A 14,735-nucleotide genomic window follows, 5' to 3' on the forward strand; every position below is an offset into this window, starting at 1 on the left:
TAGGGCGGGAATGCCCCAAAATAAAAGCCGATGACCCGCGAATACCACCAGCTCGTTGTTGCTAGCGGTTTGATATGTCGACACTTTTCCGGACATACAGCTAAGCAGCTTTAAGCTGTAATTCTTAGTCAACGGGCGACAGGTAGCCATTGGCGCAATGAAGTCGCTCGCGGTTAGCATCGGCATCACCCCTAGCCTATTTCGGAATAGTGGGCAAAAACTTGGGCTTCAACGGGTTTCGTTGGGAATGTTTGGGGCAAAAAAACCCCGCTAAGCCAAGCGGCTTGCGGGGTTTTGGGTTGGCTTGGGACTGCCTGAGACAGTCTTAAAACCTATAGGCTGTAGTACATATCCAGTTCAACTGGGTGAGTGCTCATGCGCAGACGAGTCACATCTTCTTGTTTCAGTGCAATGTAGCCATCGATTACGTCGTCGGTGAATACGCCGCCACGAGTCAAGAACTCACGGTCTGCATCCAGAGCGGCTAATGCTTCGTCCAGAGAGAAAGCAACTTGTGGAATCGCTTTTTCTTCTTCTGGCGGCAAGTCGTACAAGTCTTTATCCATTGCTTCACCTGGGTGAATTTTGTTTTGGATACCGTCAAGACCGGCCATCAACATGGCAGAGAATGCCAAGTATGGGTTAGCAGTTGAGTCCGGGAAACGTACTTCGATACGGCGACCTTTAGGGTTGGTGACGTAAGGAATACGGATAGAGGCAGAGCGGTTACGCGCTGAGTAAGCCAGCATCACAGGCGCTTCAAAACCAGGAACCAGACGTTTGTAGCTGTTGGTTGATGGGTTGGTGATAGCGTTTAATGCTTTAGCATGTTTGATAATGCCGCCGATGTAATACAACGCGGTTTCTGACAGGCCGCCGTACAGGTTGCCGGTGAACAGGTTTACGCCGCCTTTAGCCAGGGATTGGTGAACGTGCATGCCGCTGCCGTTGTCGCCAACCAGTGGTTTAGGCATGAAGGTTGCGGTTTTGCCGTAAGCGTGAGCGATGTTGGCAATCACATATTTCAAGCCCAATACTTCGTCGGCTTTTTTAACCAGCGTGTTGAATTTAACGCCGATTTCGCACTGACCGGCAGTTGCCACTTCGTGGTGATGTACTTCAACGGTTTGGCCGATTTCTTCCAGAACTAGACACATTGCAGAGCGCATGTCTTGGAAAGAATCGACTGGTGGAACGGGAAAATAACCGCCTTTAACGCCCGGACGGTGACCGATGTTACCGTTTTCGTACACTTTTTCAGAGTTCCAGCCGGCTTCTTCTGAGTCGATTTGGTAGGAGCAACCGCCCATGCTGGTGTTCCAGCGGACGTCGTCGAAAATGAAGAATTCGTTTTCAGGACCGAAGAACGCGGTGTCGGCGATGCCGGTAGATTGCAAATAGGCTTCAGCACGTTTGGCGATAGAGCGTGGGTCGCGAGCGTAACCTTGCATATCTTTCGGTTCGATAATATCGCAACGCAAGATCAGAGTTTTGTCGTCGAAAAATGGATCGATAACCGCTGTGCTGGGGTCGGGCATCAGAATCATGTCCGATTCGTTGATGTGTTTCCAGCCGGCGATGGATGAACCGTCGAACATGTTACCTTCTTCAAAGGTGTCTTCGTCGATAGTGTGCGCTGGGAAAGTAACGTGTTGTTCTTTGCCGCGCGTGTCACAGAAACGGAAGTCGACAAATTTTACGTCGTTTTCTTGGATTAATTTCAGAACGTGATCAACAGACATTAGTGAGGGTCTCCGTGGGTTGTAGTTGTTTTGGTTGAGAAGCTAAACGTTTTAACAATATCATCAAACGTAGTAAAGAGCTATAACAAACCAAGCCTCCAACAAAGCGTCGGAGGCGCGTTAATATCAATTTTCGTGGCTATAACTTCAAGATTAGAAAGTGATTACAGCGTCTGCAGTGAACAGTACTTGGTCATGACTGTTGCCGCCGGCGAATGCCTTGGTTTGATCACTATGATCCCAACGAACATTAGGCCGCAGGTTAATCCATTTGGCAGGTTTGTATGTCAAACCTGCTGTAAGAGCATAGTAGCCGCTACCTTGTGACAAGAAAGCGGCGTTGTCACCATAGTAGCCGCCCCAGGCAGCACCACATGCCGAGTTGCTACCGTCGGGTTGTGCGCCGGCAACGCAACGGCCTGGACCGTTCACGCGGAAACCGTTGTTGTCCCTGAACCATTCAGCGCGTAGGCCGGCTGAAAGTTTGTCTGTTACATCGTAAATCAAGTATTGGTTGATGCCGTACCATTCAGCATTTTGTGTTCCAACCGTGGCTGTTCCTGCTGCCAAAGTGGCGGCTGCGGAAGCATTGCCGGTTGCTACGTTGTCTGCATAGCCGTGGTCATGTTGAATAATGTAATGCAATTTGTCGGTGAAGTTGTGTTTACCAACCAAGCTGTACATCGCCCATTTCGAACTATTGACTTCTGACTGTTCGCCGGCGGTTGAGGTCAGTGCCAGCGAGGTTCCAGCGTCATCGCTAGTCCAGGTTACACCGCCCAAGAATGACCAATTGCCAACATTTTTATTAAAGTTGCCATCCCAGCCACCTGTGCCGCTACCCGTGACGGCGCCAGCGGAGATTGCCCAGTTTGGGTTAACTGTGTAGCTAGCCAGCATACCTGTATGGGTAAACGGTTCGCCATACTGCATGGTGTAGGGTTTTGTGACAAAAAAGTTGTCCGGTGAAGTAACTACTTCGTAGCCGATAGGCGTGTAAAAGTGGCCTAATTTGACATCAATACCATTACCGACCGGCAAGTTAAGTTCGGCATAGACTTGCGGTAAAGCAAGGTTGTAGAAGCGGTCGTCCGAAAGATAGAGGTCCCAATCGCCGCGGCCGCCTGTTGCTAAGGTTGTCGTAGGGTCAAATGAAGGATTGCCGTAAGCTTGAGTAAAAATAGCGTCGGTACCATACATAAAGTCGGCTCGGCCGCCAAGGTCGAATGCATCACCACCAACCGTAATTGCTTTTTGCAAGTAAAAGTACAGCTGGTTCATTTGTACTTCAGCTGTTCTATCGTTAAAGGTTACTGGGCCATTGTAAGCGTCATGTGTGGCGTTGAGATTCGCGCCGACACTTCCTTCCAGCCAGCCACCAATTTTAAGATTGTGATCCTTCATGAACTTGGCTTCGTTCGGATCAATGCCTGCTGCACCCAGTAGTCCGGATGCTTCTGTCCAGCTGTCCGCCATTGCGGAGGCACTGCAAATCACCATTAACCCGGCTAAGCAAGCGCGGCTGTGTGATTTTGTTAACGTTGTGTTGTTTCTCATGGTGGTTATCCCCTTGGTTCAGTGACTACTGAAGATTGTATAGCAGTTTTTAGGCCATATTCGATTTATTAAAAATCAACAAGATAGGCGGCATATGTAGACTAGTTCATGATTCGCAATGGTGCAAATTCTTTTTGTTGCACCAAAGTAATGCGGTGTTGCTATGTTGCGACAACGCCCCATTTATTCTTAAAGCAAACCACTGAAACTGGCAGATCAAGGCCTGTAGGGTGGTATTGAGTTGCAATGGTGCAATCCAAAAAGCGTTGCACTTCTTTGGTGCGATTCTGTTGTCCTTTTAATTGATGTGTTTAATAAATCTTTAAAAATCATGGGAATAAATAGTGGCATGCATCATGCTTTGCTTGTTTCGGGAATTTATTAACTCAAGCAAAGAGGTGTTGAACTATGAAACTGATAACAGCGGTGGTTAAGCCGTTTAAGCTAGACGACGTGCGTGAGGCGTTGTCGGATATCGGTGTATCTGGCGTGACGGTTACTGAAGTAAAAGGCTTTGGTCGGCAAAAGGGCCATACGGAACTGTATCGTGGTGCCGAATATGTGGTGGATTTTTTACCCAAAGCAAAAATCGAGGTAGCGGTTGCGGATGCTTTGCTTGAGCAAGCCGTCGAAGCGATTGTGAAAGTAGCCAATACCGGGAAGATCGGCGATGGCAAAATTTTTGTAACCGATCTGGAGCAGGTGGTTCGGATCAGAACCGGCGAATCCGGCGAAGAAGCTCTTTAATATCAAGATGGGGAAACCAACAATGAAATATTTAACAGGCATGGCGCTGTTCGCGCTGTTTGGACTCTCGGGCATGGCGTTTGCGGAAGAAGTGGCGGCACCGGCCGTACAAGCCACCGTTAACAAAGGCGATACCGCCTGGATGATAGTTGCCACCGTACTGGTTGCGTTAATGGTAATACCTGGCTTGGCCTTGTTCTACGGCGGTATGGTGCGAGCCAAAAACATGCTGTCTATCTTGATGCAGGTCTTTGTTATCTTTTCGTTGACGGCGATTATGTGGGCGACGTTCGGCTACAGCGTCGCGTTTACCGAGGGTAACGCCTTCTTCGGCGGTTTCAGCAAGGCATTTTTGAAGGGTATTACCCCGGATTCGATGGCGGCCACTTTCAGCAAGGGGGCTTATGTACCGGAGTTCATTTATGTAGCGTTCCAGCTGACATTCTCGGCTATCACGCCGGCCTTGATCATCGGCGCATTTGCCGAGCGGGTTAAATTTTCAGCGGTGCTGTTGTTTACCGTGATCTGGTTTAGCTTCTGCTACTTACCGATGGCGCATATGGTTTGGTACTGGGCAGGCCCTGATGCGTATACCGATGCTGCCGCAGCGGAAACAGCCGGTGCGACGGCGGGCTTTTTATTCCAAAAAGGCGCGTTGGATTTTGCCGGCGGCACCGTGGTACATATCAATGCCGGTATCGCTGGTTTGGTCGGTTGCTTAATGATAGGTAAGCGCATTGGTTATGGTAAAGAGTTTATCGCGCCGCACAGCGTGACGATGAACATGATAGGCGCGTCCTTGTTGTGGATAGGTTGGTTCGGTTTTAATGCAGGCTCCAACCTGGAAGCCAACGGTCTGGCGGCATTGGTTTTCCTCAACACATTGTTGGCGGCAGCGGCGGCAACCTTGGCCTGGATGGGCGCAGAATGGGCTGTGCGTGGTAAACCCAGCATGTTGGGCGCCACGTCAGGCGCGGTTGCCGGTTTAGTCGCGATAACTCCTGCTTGCGGCTGGTCAGGCCCGATGGGCGCTATCGGTTTAGGCTTGGTGGTCGGCGCAGTATGCTTCTGGTCAGTAACCTTTTTGAAACACGCGATGAACTATGACGATTCGCTGGATGCGTTTGGTGTGCACGGGGTAGGCGGTATCATCGGCGCCTTGGGTACTGCTGTGGTTGCCAGCCCTGCCTTGGGCGGTACCGGAGTATGGGATTACGTCACCAACGCGACCTTGCCTGACTACAGCGTGCTTACCCAGCTTGCCAGCCAAGCTTGGGGTGTAGGTATCGCCATCGTTTGGTCGGGTGTGGTGTCCTTCATTGCCTTCAAAATTGCCGATGTGGCTCTGGGTCTGCGGGTTAGCGAAGCGACTGAGCGTGAAGGTCTGGATGTCACCGAACACGGCGAAACCGCTTATCATGTTTAGGGTTGAAAGCTGCGGTTAACGCGAAAAGAAACGGGTGGTCGGCGATGGCTGCCCGTTTTTGTTATCATGAGGCACTACTTTGGTGCTTGTGCTCGGGTAAATTGTAGGTTCTACCGGAATTATTTATTATGGTGGCAACAGTGACGAAACAGCTTTTTAATCATTCGAATTTGGGGATAGCATGAAATTAATTACAGCGATTATCAAACCATTCAAGCTGGACGACGTCAGGGAAGCCTTGTCCGAGATCGGGGTGGCTGGTGTAACGGCAACCGAAGTTAAAGGTTTTGGCAGGCAAAAGGGCCACACCGAGTTGTATCGCGGCGCCGAGTACGTGGTGGATTTTCTGCCTAAGGTCAAGCTGGAAATCGCAGTGGCCGAACACGTTGTCGACCAAGCCGTGGAAACTATCGTCAAGGCCGCCAACACCGGCAAAATTGGCGACGGTAAAATTTTTGTGACCAACCTGGAACAGATCATTCGTATTAGAACCGGCGAGACCGGAGAAGATGCTATTTAAGTCTTCAAGACAAATATAAAAAACAGCGAAACATCAAAAATCGCCCTGGTCTGCGCGTTATCCGCAGACCAGGGCGATTTTGTTGTTTATAGACTGCTTAAAAATAACAACACACCATCATCTAGTGAAAGACAATGACAACAATAAAAAGAACGCTGATGCTGATGGCATACAGCTTGATGTTGCCCGAGCAGGCTTGGGCTGAAGGCATTAACCAAGCCAATACCGCTTGGGTTTTAACCTCCACCGCACTGGTTTTATTCATGACCATTCCGGGCCTATCGCTGTTTTACGGCGGTTTGGTCAGAAGCAAGAATGTGCTGTCGGTGCTTATGCAATGTTTTGCGATTACCTGTCTGGTATCGATATTGTGGCTGGCCGGCGTTTACAGCTTTGTGTTTACCGATGGCGGCAACTGGCAGCAGTTTTTGGGTGGCGGCAGCAAGATTTTTTTGCCGGAAATGAACACGCAAAACTTGATCGGCGATATTCCGGAAACCGTGTTTTTCATGTTTCAAATGACTTTCGCGATTATTACTCCGGCGTTGATCGTTGGCGCTTTTGCCGAGCGGATGAAGTTTTCGGCGATGCTTTGGTTTAGCGGGCTGTGGTTAATCGTGGTGTACATGCCGATTTGTCACTGGATTTGGGGCAACGGCTGGCTGGCGGCCTTGGGTGCCAAGGATTTTGCCGGTGGGATTGTGATTCACGTCAATGCCGGAGTGGCTTCTCTGGTGGCGGCCTTAGTCTTGGGGCGTCGTAAAGGCTTTCCCACCGTGGCGATGCCTCCGCACAATATGACCATGGTGGTCACGGGCGCCGGTATGCTCTGGTTCGGCTGGTTCGGCTTCAACGGTGGTAGCGCGTTAAAAGCCGACGGCAGTGCCGGGATGGCGATTGCCGTCACGCATATCGCCGCCGCCGCTGGCGCGTTGACCTGGATGACGATTGAATGGTTGCGTTTCAGCAAGCCGAGTGTGCTGGGTATCGTCACCGGTATGGTAGCCGGCTTGGGTACCATCACCCCGGCCTCTGGATTTGTCGGGCCGATTGGCGGGCTGATTATTGGTATAGTGGCAGGCATAGTGTGTTTTTATGCCACGCAATTCGTCAAACGCCGGTTAAAAATCGACGATTCCTTGGATGTATTTCCGGTACATGGGGTTGGCGGTTGCGTCGGCTCGATTTTAACCGGCGTATTCGCTGCTGAAAGTTTCGGCGGCTTGGGATTAAACGGTGTGACAATCGCCGAGCAAGTCGGCGTACAAGCGCTAGCGGTTTTGGTGACGGCGGCCTGGAGTGCTTTATTCAGCTATGTTTTGTTGAAATTCATCGACGTGTTCATCGGTTTGCGCGTCAGCGAAGATGAGGAGCAGCAAGGTTTGGACATCGTGCTGCACGAAGAAACCGGCTACCACAATCTGTAACCATTAGCGGTTAAAATCCAGGCTTTTCATAGCGGGCAGGGCGGGTAGCCGTATTGCCCGCATCCCTAACAAAATCAGGAAAATCATGCCCATCACTCTGGAAGTTTTAGAAACCATCGTACGCGCGGCCGGCGAAGTGGCGATGCGCTATTTCAACGATTTAGATTCTCTGGCGATTAACAAAAAAAGCGCTCGCGATTTGGTGACCGATGCCGATGTCGCGGTGGAAAATTACCTGAAACAAGCGCTCGGCGCGCAGTGTCCCGAGTACGGTTTTTGGGGCGAGGAAAGCGGCCAAACCGCTAATCAAACCAGTCGTTGGATCGTCGATCCGATTGACGGCACCCATTCTTTCTCGAAAGGCCAATATTTTTGGGGTATCAGCGTTGCGTTGGAAATCGACGGTGAATTGATGATGGGGGCTGTTTACGGCCCGGCGTTGGACGATTATTACTGCGCGGAAAAAGGCAAGGGCGCCTGGAAAAACGGCAAGCCTATCAGGGTTTCTGATGAAACCAATCTGGCCAGCAGCATGGTGTCCACCGGGTTTGCCTGCCTGCGCCAGTATTTGGAAGACAACAACCTGCCGCGATTCGCTCGTATCGCTCAGGCCACAACCGGTCAACGCCGTTTGGGTTCGGCTGCGCTGGATTTATGTACGGTTGCGGATGGCCAGGTCGATGCTTTTTGGGAACAGGAACTGAATCTTTATGACATTGCCGCGGGTGTGTTGATAGCCAAAGAAGCCGGCGCAACGATCACCGACTTTAAAGGCAATCCCGGTGTATTTCCAAAGCAGGTCTTTGCCACAAACGGCAAGATTCTCGATCAGTTATTGCCTTTGATGTAAGCGTTTTTCATCAACATCTCACAACGTTTGGCAATATCGATAGCTTGTTGTGAGGAAGAAAAGCTGGCGTATTTTTCCGCAAACTGTCGGGCGGCCTGTGTGTGTTTCGAATTACGCAATAGCTCAGTCAACGTTGCCTTGTAGTTGGGGTTTTTGCTTTCTGCGGTGATGTAATTGCCCGCGCCGAGAGCAGCGAGGTTTTGAGCGCTGATCAGTTGTTCGAGCTGAAATGGCAATGCCAGCAAGGGTTTGCCAGACAGTAAAAATGCCGACAATGTCGCCACACCGCCATGGCAAATAGCCAAATCGCATTGTTTGGCAGCCGCCGAGATTATTACCGGCTGCGGAGTGATGTGTAGATTGGCGCTGCTGTTTTTCTCTATAAATGCGGGCGTTGTGCCGGGGATATGCACCAATATTGACCAAGGCGACGCGCGTAATTGTTTTAGCAATATCTCCAGGCCGGGATATTCGGGGCGCAAATAGGCGAATATTTTTTCGGTTCCGACGCTCGGCCAGATCGGCTCAATACCGGTGGTTTGCAAAAGGGTTGGTCCCCAATAGTTTGCGCTGCGGTATTGCCGATAATGGTCCAGCTCTGGAAACGTGCAGATAAAGTCTTCAGCAAACTCGAATAAGTCCGCCAAAATCCTTAATGGTGGCGTATTCAGACGCGCTAAAACCGAGTTTGTCGTGCTTAACACCTGGCTTTCGATAGTGCTTAAGACCTTATCGCCAACTCGCAACCAGGGACGGATATTGGGCATGGGACTTAAGCGCGGCGGCGAGAAAAAGCCGGTGCCGAACCCAGCTCTTGGGATGTTTAATTCGCGCGCCGCGAGCAATGCAGTCGGCGCATGGTCGAATATGATCAGGTTGGGGGCTAGATGCCGATATAAGGATTGCCAAGCTTTTGCTCGGGTAAACAGGCCGGTTTCATCGGTAAATCCGACATTCTGTAAAACTCCCGGGTAACTGGAGGCGGGTGGTTGCACTCGACCGTCGGGCCAGCGTATCGGGGCCTGTAGATAACAAAAGTGATCTTCAGCTAACAAAGTTTCGGCGTATTCCAAATCTTTCAGCACGAATATTACTTCGTGTCCGAGTGATTTAAGTTGTCGGGCTACCGGAAGGAATGCGGCGGTATGACCGTAGCCGGCACCCAATTCCCAGCAATAAAGTACTCTACTCATGGTTACGGATTTTGAGGTGATTGAGTGGGTAATATATAAAGTATTTGCTACCTGAATTATTTTTACCGGCCTAAATCATCCTCCGGCATTTGCTAATCAAGCGAAATTACGCTATATCGTCATTAACCATTGCGCGCAAACCTAATTACCGAAATTGGATTTCATTTTAATTTACGCAGTATTAACTCACTGAATTTCTCATGAGCTTACCAATACAAAATCCCGAAAAATTACCTAGTTTAAGCGAAATGCCGCCTGTGCGTTTATGCCGCCGACTGCGCGGCACTATTCGTCCACATGTTCATAGCTCTAAACAGGTGTTATTGGCGGCTGCCGCTGCTTTATCGATGACACCGTTTACGCTGCAAGCGTCGACTTTGTCCTTCTCCACCAGTTCTTATAGCGCGACTGAAGCGGGCGGCAGCGTGCCTGTCACTGTCAACATGAATACGGCGGCGTATGGCGGTTGCACTATCAGTGGCGAAGTGGTTGCCACTGGCGGCAGTGCGACTTCAGGTAGCGACTACAACATATCCGGCGGCACCTTTTCTTTCAACGTGCCATTTACCGGCGGGCCGCATACCGATAGCGCAACAGTGTTTATCAGTATTGTGGACGACACCGTTGTAGAAAGCACTGAAACCGTGAATTTGGCTATTCAAAACGCAATCGAAGATTGTTCGGGCCCGCCCAACACCAGCAGTACTGCCGTGCTCAGTATTGCTGATAACGATACGGCGCCGCCTACGCCTACGCCCCCGACGACGCCGACAACACCAACAACTCCAACCCCTAATTTAAGCCCCGATCCCGGCTTTACCCCCAACCAACAATCAATTTACGAAGGTTTAACCAGTGCTTGCTCTGGAGCGAGCGGCGATTTATTGAACCGCTGCAATGAAATAAGCAACGCCGACCTGAATGCGGTGATTCCCGACGCGGTTGCCGCGCAAGGTGCGGCGGCTGTAGATTTTGGTTACAAGCAATTTTCCGTGGTGCATGGCCGCATCGTTAATCTGCGTAATTCCCAGCAGCAAGGCTCTTCCTTGCTGGGTTATTCCACCATCAATATCAACGGCGAAACCATACCGGTGGGCAAAGCTTTGATGACAGCTCTGGGCCCGGCGCGCGGCGGTGCGGCAGGCGACGATCCAAACGACCAACCGTTTCGCGATAGCCCCTTGGGTTTCTTTTTAAAAGGTCAATTCAATGTCGGCGAGAAGGCCAACACCACTAGCGAACGAGGATTCAAAGCCGACAGAAAAGCCGTTACTTTTGGTTTGGATTACAGCCTCACGGATGAATTGGTGTTGGGTGCGGCTTTCGGCTACGGCTCTACCGACACCAATTACAATTTAAACAGCGGCAGCATGTCGGCGGATGCTTTCGAGTTTTCGTCTTACGGCAGTTATTTCCTGCCGCAGTCATTTTATATCGACTGGATTATGAGTTATGCGCTGCATTCGTTTGATATCAATCGGCGCATCCAATATACCGGATTCGACAACACGGCCACCAGTGCCGCCAATGGCGACCAATACGGCTTTAGTTTGGGGTTTGGTAAAGATTTTGCGCTGCAAAGTTTTGTGATTAATCCCTATGTAAGGCTGGATTACAGCAAAACCGAAGTGGATAGTTATCAGGAAAGCGGCGGTGGCGGTTTGGCAATGGAGTTTGCCGGCCAATCTATCGATTCGGCGACATCGACTATCGGCGGCCAAGCCAGTAACGCGATCAGTACTTCTTGGGGTGTGTTGTCACCCGGCGTGCGCTTCGAATGGGTGCATCAATATCTGGACGAAAGCCGTTTGATCCAGGCGCGCTTTAGTCAGGCGGCTGCCGGCGCCGGCACATTCAGCGTCAAAACCGATACACCGGATCGCGATTATTTCAATATCGGTACGTCCTTGGCGTTGAGTTTGCCGGAAGGTCGGGCGGGCTTTTTACGCTACGAATACCGCTTGGGGCAGGCGTATATTACCGATCACACTATCGAGTTGGGGGCGAGAATCCCGTTTTAAGGAACTAGCAGCGATTGCTTTGGGGAAGGGGCCGCTGCGGGATATCCCGCAGCGGCTGTCTTTCATTCAGACTTATTTGGCGGCGGCTAATTCCGCGCGCATGTCGTCGATGACTTTTTTGTAATCCGGCTTGCCGAAAATTGCCGAGCCCGCAACGAAAGTGTCCGCACCTGCTTCTTTAATTTCCCGAATATTGCCGACGTTTACGCCGCCGTCGATTTCCAGGCGGATATCAAAACCGCTGTCGTCGATAATTTTTCTGGCTTGGCGCAATTTATCCAACGCGGATGGAATGAAAGATTGGCCACCGAATCCGGGGTTAACCGACATCAGCAAAATCATATCGACTTTGTCCAGCACGTGTTCCAGATAATGTAGCGGGGTGCCTGGGTTGAATACCAGACCGGATTTGCAACCCAAGTCTCTGATCATTTGCAGTGAGCGATCAATATGTCTGGAGGCTTCTGGGTGGAAGGTAATGTAGCTAGCACCGGCTTTAGCGAAATCGGGAATGATGCGGTCTACCGGTTCCACCATCAAATGTACGTCGATTGGGGCGGTTACGCCATGCTTACGCAGCGCTTCGCAAACCAGCGGACCGATAGTCAGATTGGGCACAAAATGGTTGTCCATCACATCGAAATGCACAATGTCTGCGCCCGCATTTAAGACATTAACAACTTCTTCGCCCAAGCGTGCGAAGTCTGCGGAGAGTATGGAAGGTGCAATCAGATTGTCAGCCATCTTTTGATCCTTTTGGTGAGGTTAAAAACCGGCATTATAACTTTTTTCCGGCGTTTGGCTAAAACAGTGGATTGATTGCACATTTCAGGGCGACCGAGGCGTGTTCCAAGCCGTAACTGTCAGCCGAGTGCCGGCATATGATTGTTGTTAGGGAAGTGGTCGGTCAGAAATTTTTCGAATTCCGCTATCGGTAGCGGCTTGCTGACCAAATAACCTTGGTAAAGATCACACTGCCGGCTTTTCAGAAAAGCCAGTTGCTCGGCGGTTTCCACGCCTTCCGCAACCACTCGCATACGTAGCGTCTTTGCCATGGCGATGATCGTAGCGGTGATTTCCATATCGTCGGTGTGTTTAGGGATGTCTTCAATAAAGCTTTTATCGATTTTTAAGACATCCAGCGGAAATAGTTTCAAATAAGCCAGCGATGAATAGCCGGTGCCAAAATCATCGATAGCCAGATGCACACCTAACCCGTGCAGTTTATGCAAAATTTCGATGGCTTCTTTTTCCCGCTTCATCAAGGCGCTTTCAGTGAGTTCGAGTTCCAGGCACTTGGCTGGAAAACCGGTTTCTGCCAAGACCTTGGAGACGACGTCGCTAATGTCGCTATGCAAAAACTGTTGCGGCGACAGGTTAACTGCCAGACGCAAGGGCGGAAAACCGGCTTTTCGCCAGCGTTGGCCGGTGCGGCAGGTTTCTCTCAACACCCAATTGCCGATACTGGTAATCAGACCGGTTTCCTCGGCAATCGGTATGAAGCGTAGCGGCGGTATCAGTTCGCCGCTGGCAGTCTGCCAGCGGACCAGGGCTTCGGCACCGATAATCGCGCCAGTCTCGATGCAAATTTGCGGTTGGAAAAATACCCGCAATTCGCCTTGCTCTATAGCTTGCCGCAGGCGGATTTCTATATCGATACGTTCGCGCGCGGCGCGCGTCAAATCTTCCGAGAAATATTTGAAACGATTACGGCCCTCGTTTTTGGCCTGATACAAGGCCGTATCGGCTTGTTGGATCAACTCGTCCGGCGAAGCGCCGTGTTCGGGAAACATCGCGATGCCGACGCTGACGCCGATGCGTACCTCATGACCGCTGGGTAGCTGCCAGGTTTGGTTCAAGGCATTGATGATTTGCGTGGCTACGTGAGCGACGGTTTCGGGTTGGTTGACTTCTTCCAGCAACACCACGAACTCGTCGCCGCCGAGGCGGCAAATGGTGTCGCTGGTACGCAGCCGGGTAGTCAGGCGCTCGGCCACCATTTGCAGTAAATCGTCGCCGGCCAAATGGCCGAAGCTATCGTTGACGTCCTTGAAGCGGTCCAGGTCCAGCATCAACACCGCCATCTTATTGGCTTGGCGGCGGGCTTTCTCGATATTATGTTGCAGGCGCGACAGGAACAGCATGCGATTAGGCAGTTTCGTCAGCGGGTCGTGATGGGCCAGGAATTCCAGTTCCATTTCCGAAGCCTTTAATTTGGATATGTCGGCAAATACGCCCACATAGTGGCTAATCTCGCCGTTCCCGTCGCGCACCGTGCTGATGCTTAATAATTCCGGATACACTTCTCCGCATTTACGGCGATTCCAAATTTCGCCTTGCCAATGATCCGTCGTGGCAATATTGGCCCACATTTCCCGGTAAAAATCGGTGTTATGGCGGCCGGAACTCATGATGCCGGGACTATTGCCGATCACATCCTGATTGGTGTAGCCGGTAATATCGGTAAACGCCTTGTTGACCATCGTAATGCGGCGCCGGGCATCGGTGATCATCACGCCTTCACGCGTGCTTTCGAATACGGCGGCGGCTTGTCCCAAGCGCTCCTCGTTGGCTTTGATGTCGGAAATATCGGTGATGGTGCCGACGTAACCGCGCAATCCGCCGGTTTCATCCAGTTCCGGCTCGGCGCGTCCCACCACCCAACGCACACTGCCGTCCGCCAATTGAAAACGGTATTGCATATTGAAGGGTTGCAAGGCGGATATGCAACGCTGCCATTCGGCAATCACTGATTCGCGGTCGTCGGCGAGCAGCCCGGCTATCCAGCCGTCACCGTGCGAATCGATAAAATGCAAGCCGGTGATTTCGCACCAGCGGTGATTGACGTAGTCGCATTCGCCTTTTTCGTTGGTGCGAAAAATGCCGACCGGGGCAATTTTGGACAGCGTATGGAAGAGTAGTTCGCTTTCCTGCAAAGCGATTTCCGCTTGCTTACGAGCCGTGATGTCACGCAGTCCGATGACATAGGCCGGCGCGCCTTCCCATTCCAGCGGCGTGGAACGCAGTTCCGCCCAGGCTATGCCGCTGGGACGAATCAGATTGATGTCTTGAAATTGAATTTTGTCGGCCGAAATCGGAATTGCCAATGAATGACCGATCAGGCTGCCGCGTTCTAGTAATTGTTCTGCTGCTTGATTGGCATAAAGAACGACGCCTTGCGGGTCGACCACCATGACACCGTCGGTAATGGTGTCAAGGATCAGATTGAGTTGTTTGAGTGTTTGTGGCATT

Annotated in this window: 11 protein-coding genes; 6 read left to right on the plus strand and 5 right to left on the minus strand. The window is 51.2% G+C overall.

The annotated features are described in order from the left end of the window. Positions 1 to 332: 332 nt before the first annotated feature. Together glnA and METH11B_RS0123115 are read right to left on the minus strand one after the other, a co-directional pair. On the minus strand, positions 333 to 1,742 hold the full coding sequence (glnA, locus tag METH11B_RS0123110; protein WP_020485489.1) for a glutamate--ammonia ligase: 1,410 nt from the start codon (positions 1,740 to 1,742) through the stop codon (positions 333 to 335). 153 nt (positions 1,743 to 1,895) lie between these two features. Continuing rightward, complete coding sequence (locus METH11B_RS0123115) at positions 1,896 to 3,299, minus strand: porin (RefSeq protein WP_036276378.1); 1,404 nt, start codon at positions 3,297 to 3,299, stop codon at positions 1,896 to 1,898. A 408-nt stretch (positions 3,300 to 3,707) separates the two neighbouring features. Between METH11B_RS0123115 and METH11B_RS0123120 the strand changes: the two genes are divergently transcribed. The 5 genes from METH11B_RS0123120 (at position 3,708) to METH11B_RS0123140 (ending at position 8,269) form a co-directional block, all read left to right on the plus strand. Continuing rightward, entirely contained in the window at positions 3,708 to 4,046 is a 339-nt protein-coding gene (locus METH11B_RS0123120; RefSeq protein ID WP_020485491.1) for a P-II family nitrogen regulator, read from the plus strand. A 22-nt stretch (positions 4,047 to 4,068) separates the two neighbouring features. After that, complete coding sequence (locus METH11B_RS0123125) at positions 4,069 to 5,472, plus strand: ammonium transporter (RefSeq protein WP_020485492.1); 1,404 nt, start codon at positions 4,069 to 4,071, stop codon at positions 5,470 to 5,472. A gap of 181 nt (positions 5,473 to 5,653) precedes the next feature. Next, positions 5,654 to 5,992 carry a P-II family nitrogen regulator gene (locus tag METH11B_RS0123130; RefSeq protein WP_020485493.1) on the plus strand — a complete coding sequence of 113 codons (339 nt, stop codon included), beginning with the start codon at positions 5,654 to 5,656 and terminating at the stop codon, positions 5,990 to 5,992. Between the two features lie 134 nt (positions 5,993 to 6,126). Further along, positions 6,127 to 7,419 carry an ammonium transporter gene (locus METH11B_RS0123135; protein ID WP_036276381.1) on the plus strand — a complete coding sequence of 431 codons (1,293 nt, stop codon included), beginning with the start codon at positions 6,127 to 6,129 and terminating at the stop codon, positions 7,417 to 7,419. A gap of 85 nt (positions 7,420 to 7,504) precedes the next feature. Beyond that, a complete protein-coding gene (locus METH11B_RS0123140; protein WP_026604075.1) occupies positions 7,505 to 8,269 on the plus strand; it encodes an inositol monophosphatase family protein in 765 nt (254 codons plus the stop codon). Here METH11B_RS0123140 and METH11B_RS0123145 read toward each other — a convergent pair. Then, positions 8,248 to 9,462 (minus strand): glycosyltransferase, encoded by a 1,215-nt coding sequence (locus METH11B_RS0123145; protein WP_026604076.1) that lies wholly within the window; start codon positions 9,460 to 9,462, stop codon positions 8,248 to 8,250. The genes METH11B_RS0123140 and METH11B_RS0123145 overlap by 22 nt on opposite strands. A gap of 200 nt (positions 9,463 to 9,662) precedes the next feature. On the opposite strand from METH11B_RS0123145, the gene METH11B_RS0123150 reads away from it, so the two are divergent. After that, positions 9,663 to 11,483 carry an autotransporter domain-containing protein gene (locus tag METH11B_RS0123150; RefSeq protein WP_026604077.1) on the plus strand — a complete coding sequence of 607 codons (1,821 nt, stop codon included), beginning with the start codon at positions 9,663 to 9,665 and terminating at the stop codon, positions 11,481 to 11,483. 72 nt (positions 11,484 to 11,555) lie between these two features. Here METH11B_RS0123150 and rpe read toward each other — a convergent pair whose 3' ends face one another. Together rpe and METH11B_RS0123160 are read right to left on the minus strand one after the other, a co-directional pair. Beyond that, positions 11,556 to 12,227, minus strand: a complete 672-nt coding sequence (rpe, locus tag METH11B_RS0123155) for a ribulose-phosphate 3-epimerase (RefSeq protein WP_020485499.1) — start codon at positions 12,225 to 12,227, stop codon at positions 11,556 to 11,558. A gap of 119 nt (positions 12,228 to 12,346) precedes the next feature. Continuing rightward, on the minus strand, positions 12,347 to 14,734 hold the full coding sequence (locus tag METH11B_RS0123160; protein WP_026604078.1) for a sensor domain-containing protein: 2,388 nt from the start codon (positions 14,732 to 14,734) through the stop codon (positions 12,347 to 12,349). Position 14,735: the final 1 nt, after the last annotated feature.

The organism is Methylomonas sp. 11b (assembly GCF_000515215.1).
Taxonomy (GTDB): domain Bacteria; phylum Pseudomonadota; class Gammaproteobacteria; order Methylococcales; family Methylomonadaceae; genus Methylomonas.

What these genes read in the sequence shown, in the direction of transcription:
- METH11B_RS0123120 (WP_020485491.1), top strand. Translation starts at nt 3,708, where the DNA reads ATGAAACTGATAACAGCGGTGGTTAAGCCGTTTAAGCTAGACGACGTG.
- rpe (WP_020485499.1), bottom strand. Translation starts at nt 12,227, where the DNA reads ATGGCTGACAATCTGATTGCACCTTCCATACTCTCCGCAGACTTCGCA.
- METH11B_RS0123150 (WP_026604077.1), top strand. Translation starts at nt 9,663, where the DNA reads ATGAGCTTACCAATACAAAATCCCGAAAAATTACCTAGTTTAAGCGAA.
- METH11B_RS0123135 (WP_036276381.1), top strand. Translation starts at nt 6,127, where the DNA reads ATGACAACAATAAAAAGAACGCTGATGCTGATGGCATACAGCTTGATG.
- METH11B_RS0123125 (WP_020485492.1), top strand. Translation starts at nt 4,069, where the DNA reads ATGAAATATTTAACAGGCATGGCGCTGTTCGCGCTGTTTGGACTCTCG.
- METH11B_RS0123115 (WP_036276378.1), bottom strand. Translation starts at nt 3,299, where the DNA reads ATGAGAAACAACACAACGTTAACAAAATCACACAGCCGCGCTTGCTTA.
- glnA (WP_020485489.1), bottom strand. Translation starts at nt 1,742, where the DNA reads ATGTCTGTTGATCACGTTCTGAAATTAATCCAAGAAAACGACGTAAAA.
- METH11B_RS0123160 (WP_026604078.1), bottom strand. Translation starts at nt 14,734, where the DNA reads ATGCCACAAACACTCAAACAACTCAATCTGATCCTTGACACCATTACC.
- METH11B_RS0123140 (WP_026604075.1), top strand. Translation starts at nt 7,505, where the DNA reads ATGCCCATCACTCTGGAAGTTTTAGAAACCATCGTACGCGCGGCCGGC.
- METH11B_RS0123130 (WP_020485493.1), top strand. Translation starts at nt 5,654, where the DNA reads ATGAAATTAATTACAGCGATTATCAAACCATTCAAGCTGGACGACGTC.
- METH11B_RS0123145 (WP_026604076.1), bottom strand. Translation starts at nt 9,462, where the DNA reads ATGAGTAGAGTACTTTATTGCTGGGAATTGGGTGCCGGCTACGGTCAT.